Origin of the sequence: Streptomyces botrytidirepellens, from assembly GCF_003721215.1 — a bacterium.
In the GTDB taxonomy this organism is placed as follows: domain Bacteria; phylum Actinomycetota; class Actinomycetes; order Streptomycetales; family Streptomycetaceae; genus Streptomyces; species Streptomyces himastatinicus.
In genome coordinates, this window is the sequence record NZ_RIBZ01000684.1 from 1 (window position 1) to 6,342 (window position 6,342).

General features: G+C 72.8%; 6 protein-coding genes and 2 pseudogenes. 5 read left to right on the forward strand and 3 right to left on the reverse strand.

The window, feature by feature from the left end; translation table 11 throughout:
- Together EEJ42_RS50425 and EEJ42_RS35655 are read right to left on the reverse strand one after the other, a co-directional pair.
- Positions 1 to 191 (reverse strand): annotated as a pseudogene (locus EEJ42_RS50425) (hypothetical protein); the annotation flags it as partial.
- 231 nt (positions 192 to 422) lie between these two features.
- Entirely contained in the window at positions 423 to 1,724 is a 1,302-nt protein-coding gene (locus EEJ42_RS35655; protein ID WP_123106350.1) for a PucR family transcriptional regulator, read from the reverse strand.
- A gap of 291 nt (positions 1,725 to 2,015) precedes the next feature.
- Here EEJ42_RS35655 and EEJ42_RS35660 point away from each other — a divergent pair, with 291 nt between their 5' ends.
- Positions 2,016 to 2,777 carry a dienelactone hydrolase family protein gene (locus tag EEJ42_RS35660; RefSeq protein WP_123106351.1) on the forward strand — a complete coding sequence of 254 codons (762 nt, stop codon included), beginning with the start codon at positions 2,016 to 2,018 and terminating at the stop codon, positions 2,775 to 2,777.
- 66 nt (positions 2,778 to 2,843) lie between these two features.
- Entirely contained in the window at positions 2,844 to 3,677 is an 834-nt protein-coding gene (locus EEJ42_RS35670; RefSeq protein ID WP_123106352.1) for a lytic polysaccharide monooxygenase auxiliary activity family 9 protein, read from the forward strand.
- Positions 3,678 to 3,743: 66 nt separating this feature from the next.
- Here EEJ42_RS35670 and EEJ42_RS35675 read toward each other — a convergent pair whose 3' ends face one another.
- Complete coding sequence (locus tag EEJ42_RS35675) at positions 3,744 to 4,190, reverse strand: spore-associated protein A (protein ID WP_123106353.1); 447 nt, start codon at positions 4,188 to 4,190, stop codon at positions 3,744 to 3,746.
- A 197-nt stretch (positions 4,191 to 4,387) separates the two neighbouring features.
- Here EEJ42_RS35675 and EEJ42_RS35680 point away from each other — a divergent pair, with 197 nt between their 5' ends.
- The 3 genes and pseudogenes from EEJ42_RS35680 to EEJ42_RS35690 all read left to right on the forward strand — a co-directional run.
- Positions 4,388 to 5,416, forward strand: a complete 1,029-nt coding sequence (locus EEJ42_RS35680) for a 3-oxoacyl-ACP synthase III family protein (protein ID WP_123106354.1) — start codon at positions 4,388 to 4,390, stop codon at positions 5,414 to 5,416.
- On the forward strand, positions 5,413 to 6,156 hold the full coding sequence (locus EEJ42_RS35685) for a glycosyltransferase (RefSeq protein ID WP_246097588.1): 744 nt from the start codon (positions 5,413 to 5,415) through the stop codon (positions 6,154 to 6,156). The genes EEJ42_RS35680 and EEJ42_RS35685 overlap by 4 nt, the downstream gene beginning before the upstream one ends.
- A pseudogene (locus tag EEJ42_RS35690) lies at positions 6,156 to 6,342 on the forward strand (long-chain fatty acid--CoA ligase); the annotation flags it as partial. The gene EEJ42_RS35685 and the pseudogene EEJ42_RS35690, both read left to right, overlap by 1 nt.

The window sequence follows — 6,342 nt, forward strand, 5'->3', positions numbered from 1 at the left end:
CGCGCCGTCCACGGCCACGGCCGCCGCCACGGCGACGAGCGCCGCGCCCGGCGCTCCCCGCGGTGGTCCGGAGGGGAGTCGGGGCTCGGGCCGGGGCGCGGGCCCATCGCCTCCGGCGGCCGCGGTGGCATGACCTCGGCGGTGCGCACCGGGCGCGGATGTGTGGTCTGCCCCCATGCGTGTTCGGACATGTCGTGCTCCTCGTGGCGGAACCGTCCAGTACGGGTGGGACGGGACCGCCACGACAGCAGCTCACCGGGACCCCCGTACAGCCCGTCGGGGGACCGCGTGGCAGAGGCACATGATCCACTGGCGGGCGTTGTGCACGCCCACACTCTTCCTGGCCGTGAGGATCCGTCACCGGCTTCCGGGGCCGCAAAGGTCCATACCGGATCCTCACGCAGGATCCTTCACGGCCCCGGTCAGGGTGACAGCAGCCCGTGCGCCGCGAGGGCGAGCGACAACTCGACGACGTCGCGCGGGCGGTGCAGCGTACGCCCGGTCAGCTGCTCGTAGCGGCGCAGCCGGTTGAGCACCGTGTTGCGGTGGCAGAACAGCGCCCGCCCCGCCTCGCGCGCCGATCCGTCGGCGTCCAGCCAGGCCGTCAGGGTCGTCAGCAGGACGTCCCGGTCGGCGGGTTCGAGCGCCAGGACGGGGCCGAGCATCCGGTCGGCGAGCGCGGCGGCCAGGTCCGGGGAGGACACCACCAGGGCCTCCGGGTAGTGCTCCTCCAGCAGCGCCGCCTCGCCGGTGGCGGGGCATGCGCGCAGCGCCGTATCGGCGAGCAGGCGGGCCGCGTTCACCGAGGCCAGGCCGGTGACGGCGGGGCTGACCCCGGCCCGGGCGCCGGGCGGGACGGTGAGGGCCCGGGCCATCTCCCGGGGGTGGACGTCCCCGAGGAGGACGATCGCGTGGGCGGTGGACTCCCCCGTGTGCCACACCGTACGGCCGCCGCCGTGGATCTCCGGCGGGCGCGGCGCGCCGGGGCCGGAGCCCGTGTGGTCCAGCGCGACGACCGCGTAACGGCCCTGCTCGGGCAGGCCCAGCACCTCCTCCGCTTCGGGGAAGTCGCTCACCCGGGCGGTGCCGTCCAGCAGCGCCTCGATGATGATCCGGAACCGGTTCTCGCGGTGCCAGGCGAGCTGCCGTCCGACCTCGTGGTACGCCTCGGAGACGAGCGTGCAGTGCTCGTCGACGAAGTGCCAGATGTCGGACGCCACGTGCACCAGCCCCCGGGCACCGACCGGGTCCTCGCGCGAGGCCGTCTCGACCAGTTCGTCCCAGACGACGGTGCACCCGATGCGGAAGCCGTGCAGCAGCGCGTCCAGCGGGAGGCCCTGGGCCGCGCGGTCGGCGCCGATCCGCCAGGAGACGGAACGGGCCGGTTCCCGGGTCTCCTTGGGGTACAGCAGGGAGCGGACGTTGTTGGACAGCGAGTCGTTGACGTCCCGCCACAGCTCCTGCGGATCGATGGAGGCCGAGTTGTAGACGGGTTCTCGCTCCCGCATCAGGGCGACCACCTCATCGGTCAGCCGCGGCAGTTCGTCGATGAGGACGCGGGCGGTACGGTGCAGCAGCGCGATGGCCTCGGGGTCGGCCCGCGAGCGTATGGGCGGGCGGGCGGCGGGCATCCGGGGCAGCCCCCGGGCCCTGTCGGCAGACAGTCGGCTGGCGGAGCGCGCGGCGGCGGGGCCGGCGGCGCGGGAGCCGGTGACTGGGTGCATGACGTTCCTCCACCTCTGACGTGCGATGTGCCGCTCAACGCGGCATCATGAGGCCCGGTCCGCTCGGGGGCCAGACCTCTCCCGCTATTGCATCATCGGCATACCGCCTGGTCGGTGTCTTCGGACAATTCCCTTCGACTCCCCACACCTCCCTCCGGGGTCGTACACCTCCGTCGCCCCTCGCCCTCGCCCTTCGCCGGGGAGGCCGGTTCGCCGGATCCGGTCCACGGGACGCGGGGAGCACAGCGATACGGTGGGGCCGCCCCCACGACGCGAGAGAAAGGTGCGGCAATGGCTTCCGCGCACGGCACCTCCCTGGACGTCCCCACCCCCGACGGGGTCGCCGACGCCTACCTGGCCCACCCCGACGACGGTCATCCGCATCCCGGCGTCCTGCTGTACCCGGACGCCTTCGGGCCGCGCGCCTCGGTCGAGGACGCGGCGAAGCGCCTCGCCGGACACGGCTACACCGTGCTGGTGCCCAACGTCCTCTACCGCGCGGGGCGGGCGCCCGTGGTGGATCTGCCGGAGTTCATCGACCCCTCGCAGCGCTCGGACCTCTTCGACCAGCTCGGCCCGCTGATGAAGGCCCACACGCCGGAGTTGGCGACGCGGGACGCCGGTGCGTACCTGGACTGGCTGGCCGCCTCTCCCCTGGCCACGGACGGCCCCGTGGGCAGCGTCGGTTACTGCATGGGCGGCGTGCTGGCGGTGCGCACCGCGGCGGCCCACCCCGAGCGGGTCGCGGCCGCGGCCAGCTTCCACGGCGGCCATCTGGTCACGGACGCCCCGGACAGCCCGCACCGGCTCGTCGACCGGGTGTCGGCGGAGCTGTACTTCGGCCACGCCGACCAGGACCCGTCGATTCCGGCGGATCAGATCGCCGTCCTGGAGCAGGCGCTGGACGCGGCCGGGGTGCGCTACCGCAGCGAGGTGTACGGGGGCGCCCACCACGGGTTCACCCAGGTCGACACCGCGATGTACGACGCCGCGGCGGAGGACCGGCACTGGCGGGAACTGCTGGCGCTCTTCGAGCGCACGCTGGGGAAGTGACACCCCCACCGGCGGTCGGCTGAAGACCGGTTGAACACACCGCTCCTCCCCCTCGTACTCCCCGGCATGACCGTGCATCGCATCGCCGCCTCGGCCGCCTTCGCCGGAACCGTCTCGCTGCTGCTCACTGCGGTGGGTGCCGGACCCGCCCTGGCCCACGGGGCGCCGGTGGATCCGATCAGCCGGACGGCGGCGTGCTCACCGGAGGGCGGGCGGGAGGCGCGGTCGGCGGCCTGCGAGGCGGCGAAGGCGGCCGGGGGCGCGGCGTTCGAGGAGTGGGACAACCTGCGCATCGCCGATGTGAACGGCAAGGACCGGCAGCGGATCCCGGACGGAAAGCTGTGCAGCGCGGGCATCGAGGGTTACCGGGGGCTGGATCTGCCGCGTGCGGACTGGCCCTCGACGCGTCTCGCCCCCGGGTCCGAGCTCACGCTCGACTACAGCTCGACGATTCCGCACACCGGGACCTTCGAGCTGTATCTCACCAAGCCGGGCTACGATCCGACGCGGCCGCTGAAGTGGTCCGATCTCGATGCGAAACCGTTCGCGAAGGTCAAGGACCCGGAGCTGACCGACGGTGCGTACCACCTCAAGGCGAAGCTGCCGTCGGACCGCACCGGCCGTCAGCTCCTGTACACGATCTGGCGCAACTCCAGTACGCCGGACACGTATTACTCCTGCTCGGACGTGGTGCTCTCCGCCGGGGCGAAGGACAGCGGCGCGCGGACGCCCGCCGACGACACCGACGAGACCGACAACACCGACGAGACCGACAACGCTGCCGACCGTGCCGATGAGACCAAGGGCGGTGGCACCGCGATGCCGCTGGTCGCGGGCGGTTCGGCGGCCGCGGTCCTGACGGCCGCCGGGGTGTTCGTGACACGGCGTCGCCGCCGCTGAGCGACAGCGGCGGCGACCCGTGGGGTGGTGGTGCGTCAGGTGACGCGGTGAGCAGGGCCGTGGGGATTACCAGCCCTTGGTCACCCGGTGCTCCTTGAGGGACGCGCAGTTCGACCCGTAGGTGAAGGTCGACTGGTTGTCGATGCCCCCGGCCCAGTCGACGCACTTCCCGCGCCCGTAGTCGTAGATCGGGCCTGCGTAGGACGTGTACAGGCCCTCGTCCAGCTGCGACTCCTCCGAGCCGTTCACATAGAGGTAGGCGAACATGTTCTTCGCCGCGCCCGTCGAGTTGCGGACGGTGACGACACAGTTCTTGCCCTTGGTCGAGTTGTACGTCAGGAAGACGGTGCCCTGGGTGCCGATCGGCGCCGAGTTCACCACCTTGTACCCGCTGCCGCAGGCCCCGTTGTACGCGGCCGTGGCCGCCGCCGAGGCGGACGGGGCCAGGACCACGGAGCCCGCGACGGCGGACGCCAGGACCGCGGTCGCGGCAACATAGCGCGAAATCTTCATATTTCCCCCTTGTGACCCTAGGACGCTTTTTGCGTCGTCTAGGTGACATGTGGAGGCCCAGGATGGTTGTACGGGAATCTGCGGGGATCAACAGGGATCAACACGGATCTTCCGCCGCTCGGCGAACGCCCTGGTCCCGGTGGCTTTTGAGTACCCGTACTCATGTCGCGGCCGATCACCCCGATGATGCTGACCCCATGCCCAGTTCACCGGCCGTGCCCGCGCGTCCCCCTCGGGTGGGGATCACCTCCGTCGGCTCCTGGCTGCCACGGCGGCGGCTCACCTCCGAGGAGTTGCGCGGCGAGGTGGCACGCGGCTGCGGACTCCCGCTGCCGCACGGGGTGTTCGAGCGAACGACGGGGATCGGCGCGCGGCGGATCGCGGCGGACGGGGAGTACGCCTCGACGCTCGCGATCGGCGCCGCCCGGCGGGCCCTGGACGCCGCGGAGCTCGACCCGCTCGACATCGACCTGTTGCTCTTCGCCTCCGCGACCCGTGACATGACCGAACCCGCCACCGCGCACGTGGTGCAGGCCGAACTCGGTTCCCGGGCCCACGCACTGGACGTCACCAACGCCTGCAACAGCTTCGTCAACGGCATCGACATGGCACGGGCGATGATCCTCGCCGGGCGGGCCGGCCGGGCGCTGGTGGTCACCGGCGAGACCCCGAGCCGCGCCATGCGCCGCGCCCCCGGGAGCCGCGCGGCGTTCCGCGACGCCTTCGCGGGATACACCTTCGGCGACGCGGGTGCGGCGGTGGTGGTCGAGCCGGTGGACCGCGGCGGCATCCTCGACGTCGACACCCGGACCCACTCCGAACACTGGGCCGCCGGTGGCATCTTCGGCGGTGGCTCCCGGCATCCGCGCGACGAGGAGCAGACGTACTTCCGCGGTGACGGCACACGACTGCGCACCGTCTTCGAGAAGGTGGGGGTGTCGGTGCTGGACGGCATGCGGCACCGGACCGGTCTGGAGTGGCGGGACTTCGCGCGGGTGCTCGTCCACCAGGTGACGGTGCCGTACCTGGAGCGGTTCATCGAGTCGACCGGTGTGCCACGGGACAAACTCGTCGTCACGGTCGGCGAGTTGGGCAATGTGGCCAGCGCGTCGCTCGGGGTGCAGCTGGACCGGGTGCACGGGCGGCTGGCGCCGGGCGACCGGGTGCTGTTCGTGGGCCTCGGGGGCGGCGTCAGCATCATGACCCTCGTGTGGGAGGCGTCATGAGCCGGATGTGGGTCGTGGTTCCGGCCCATCAGGAAGCCGCCCGGATCGGCGCCACGCTCGACGCGCTCGCCGCACAGCGCGACCGTGACTTCACCCTGCTGGTCGTCGACAACGCCTCCACCGACGCCACCCCGGACGTCGTCCGCCGCTTCGCCCGGCGCGCCGCCTTCCCCGTCCTGCTGCTGACGGAGCCGGAGAAGGGCGTGGGCTGCGCCGTGGACACCGGGTTCCGGTACGCGATCGAACACGGCGCCGAGATCGTCGCCCGCACCGACGCCGACTGTCTGCCCCGGCCCGGTTGGACGGCCGCCGCGCGGGCCGCGCTGCGCGCCACCGAACGGGGCATGGCCTGCGGACGGCTCACCGCGCGCCGCGACGAGCACGGACCGCTGGGCCGGGCCGCCTTCCGCGTCCTGGTGTTGCTCGCGGCCCTCTTCGGGCGGCTGCGGCCCGCGCACCGCAGGGGGCACGGGTATCTCGCGCCGTACCGGATGCACGCGGGCAACAACATGGCCATCACCGCCGCTCTGTACCTCGCCGCCGGTGGCATGCCACGACGCCCCTCCCCCACCGACCGGGCGTTCCTCAACCGGGTGCGCCGCCACACCGCCGCCATCACCCGCTGCGAAGGGATGATCGTGGAGAACTCCACGCGACGGCTGCGCGCCTACGGGGTCGTCGGAACCGCCCGCTGGTACCTCGACAAGGGCAGCGGGCGCCACGGGGAGGATCCGCGCTGATGCTGGACCGTCTCGCGCACACGCTGCGGGCCCATCCGCACCGCCCGGCCGTCCTGGGCTGCACCCGCGCGGGCGCGCCCCGGGTGCACGCCACCCGCGGGGACGTGGCCGACCTCGCCGAGGCCTACGCGGCCGGGCTGCGGGCCCGTGGCCTGACCGCCGGGGACACCGTCGGCGTCGCGGTAC

What these genes read in the sequence shown, in the direction of transcription:
- EEJ42_RS35680 (WP_123106354.1), top strand. Translation starts at nt 4,388, where the DNA reads ATGCCCAGTTCACCGGCCGTGCCCGCGCGTCCCCCTCGGGTGGGGATC.
- EEJ42_RS35660 (WP_123106351.1), top strand. Translation starts at nt 2,016, where the DNA reads ATGGCTTCCGCGCACGGCACCTCCCTGGACGTCCCCACCCCCGACGGG.
- EEJ42_RS35670 (WP_123106352.1), top strand. Translation starts at nt 2,844, where the DNA reads ATGACCGTGCATCGCATCGCCGCCTCGGCCGCCTTCGCCGGAACCGTC.
- EEJ42_RS35655 (WP_123106350.1), bottom strand. Translation starts at nt 1,724, where the DNA reads ATGCACCCAGTCACCGGCTCCCGCGCCGCCGGCCCCGCCGCCGCGCGC.
- EEJ42_RS35675 (WP_123106353.1), bottom strand. Translation starts at nt 4,190, where the DNA reads ATGAAGATTTCGCGCTATGTTGCCGCGACCGCGGTCCTGGCGTCCGCC.
- EEJ42_RS35685 (WP_246097588.1), top strand. Translation starts at nt 5,413, where the DNA reads ATGAGCCGGATGTGGGTCGTGGTTCCGGCCCATCAGGAAGCCGCCCGG.